The 2,355-nt window shown below is 47.9% G+C and carries 2 protein-coding genes; both read left to right on the forward strand.

Annotation, left to right across the window (positions count from 1 at the left end; translation table 11 throughout):
• Positions 1 to 204 precede the first annotated feature (204 nt).
• Entirely contained in the window at positions 205 to 1,107 is a 903-nt protein-coding gene (locus JX312_RS12385) for a sugar phosphate nucleotidyltransferase (protein WP_123405409.1), read from the forward strand.
• 68 nt (positions 1,108 to 1,175) lie between these two features.
• Entirely contained in the window at positions 1,176 to 2,201 is a 1,026-nt protein-coding gene (galE, locus tag JX312_RS12390) for a UDP-glucose 4-epimerase GalE (RefSeq protein WP_123405407.1), read from the forward strand.
• The last annotated feature ends 154 nt before the right edge of the window (positions 2,202 to 2,355 follow it).

Below are 2,355 nucleotides of genomic sequence, written 5' to 3' on the forward strand. Positions count from 1 at the left end.
AAGTTTCTCAAGCCGTTTCTCACCTTTCATCCATCACGGCAATATCGAAGAAATTGTGAGCCGCATCGAGGAAGCCTCCTCCCATATCGAAAGAAACGGAAACTCAAAACTCGTTCTCTTCTCCCTCTTCCTTTACATAATCCCTCTTCTGCACAAAAAAGCCTCTTGACAACGAAGTATTTATTAACCCAATAAAAAATCAACATGAAACCAACACTTTTTATTCTCGCAGCAGGTATGGGCAGCCGTTACGGCGGCCTCAAACAGCTTGACGGACTCGGTCCTTCAGGCGAAACAATCATGGACTATTCCGTATATGATGCCCTACGCGCCGGATTCGGCAAAATAGTTTTTGTAATCCGCAAGGATTTCGAACAGGAATTCCGCGAAAAAATCATTTCAAAATATGAGGGTCACGTGCCTGTCGAGGTTGTCTTCCAGTCTACCGACAAGCTTCCGGAAGGCTTCGCCCTGAATCCCGAAAGAACAAAACCATGGGGAACAAACCACGCCGTGCTGATGGGCAAGGACGCAATCAACGAGCCATTCGGCGTAATCAACGCTGATGACTATTACGGTGCGGAAAGCTTCCAGCTTCTCGGCGATTTCCTCCGCTCTGTAGAGGATAAAAAGAACTGCTACTGTATGATCGGTTTCAACATCGAGAACACACTCAGCGAAAACGGAGGTGTTAGCCGCGGTCTTTGCGAGGTGAATGCAGAAGGCAATCTCACCGGGGTCACAGAATGCCACGGCATCGAGCGCAAGAACGGCAAGCTCATTCAGGTTGTTGAAGGCGAAGAGGTTCCATTCCCAGAAGATGCCAATGTATCGATGAATATGTGGGGATTCACTCCCGACTATTTCGGATATTCAGAGAAAGCATTCGTAAAATTCCTCGAAGCCAACCAGAACGAGCTTAAGGCAGAGTTTTACATACCCACCGTTGTCAACGACCTTATCAACAACGGCACCATCGACCTCAAGGTAATCGGCACTCCATCGAAATGGTTCGGTGTGACATACGCCGCCGACCGTCCCGCGACAGTAGCTCAGTTTGCAAAACTCGTCGACGAAGGCATCTACCCCACTCCCTTGTTTAAATAACCGGAAGTTAAACAAAGGAGCCCATATAGCCCCATACAGCCCCATATATCCCCATATATCCCAAAAAAATGAAAGAAAAAATATTGGTAACAGGTGGCACCGGATACATTGGCAGCCACACTGTGGTGGAACTGCAGAACGCAGGATATGAGGTAGTCATTATCGACAACCTTTCCAACTCAAACGCACAGGTGCTCGACGGCATAGAATCGATCACCGGCATACGTCCCGTTTTCGTCGAGGCTGACTGCACGGATGCCGCCGCACTCCGTAAACTCTTCGAGGAAAACCCCGGCATAAAGGGAATCATCAACTTCGCCGCCTCCAAAGCGGTAGGCGAATCGGTGCAGAAACCTTTGCTGTATTACAGAAACAACCTGAACACTCTCATCAATCTGCTCGACCTCATGCCTGAGTTCGGAGTGAAGGGCATAGTGTTCTCTTCTTCATGCACCGTCTATGGAGAGCCGGATGCTAACCCCATCGACGAAACTGCGCCAATCAAGCCCGCAACCTCTCCCTATGGCAACACGAAACAGATTTCTGAAGAGATCATTGAAGACTATATCAAATCCGGAGCGCCTATCAAGAGCATACTTCTCCGTTATTTCAATCCGATAGGAGCTCATCCGTCTTCAAAGATTGGTGAACTTCCTTTGGGCGTGCCCCAGAACCTTGTGCCATATCTCACACAGGCAGCAGCCGGGATACGTAAGGAGCTTACAGTATTCGGTAATGACTACAACACGCCCGACGGTTCATGTGTCCGTGACTACATTGATGTCGTAGACCTTGCAAAGGCACACGTAATAGCAATGAAGCGCATGCTCGACCGCGATGACAAAGATGCTGTGGAAATCTTCAACCTCGGCACAGGAAGAGGACTCTCCGTGCTTGAGCTTATTGCATCGTTCGAGCGAGCCACAGGAGTCAAGGTTCCCCACAAGATCGGCGAACGACGTGCCGGTGATATTGAAAAAATATGGGCAGACCCGAAAAAGGCTAACGAAGACCTCGGATGGACCGCAGTTGTTCCAATCGACGAAACAATGAAAAACGCCTGGGCTTGGCAATGTAAAGTAACAGGTAAATAAAACTCTCGATTTATAAATATTATAAGGAGACGGTTGGATTTGTCCAATCGTCTCCTTATAATATTTATATTTTAGCATAAGAGTGTGTTTACTTTTAACTTAGGTTGGCATAAAGATGGATTTTTGAGGGATTTCAGCGAGTTGAGAAAGGAGC

This window comes from Barnesiella sp. CU968 (assembly GCF_905219685.1).
GTDB classification, from domain to species: Bacteria; Bacteroidota; Bacteroidia; order Bacteroidales; family Muribaculaceae; genus Lepagella; species Lepagella muris_A.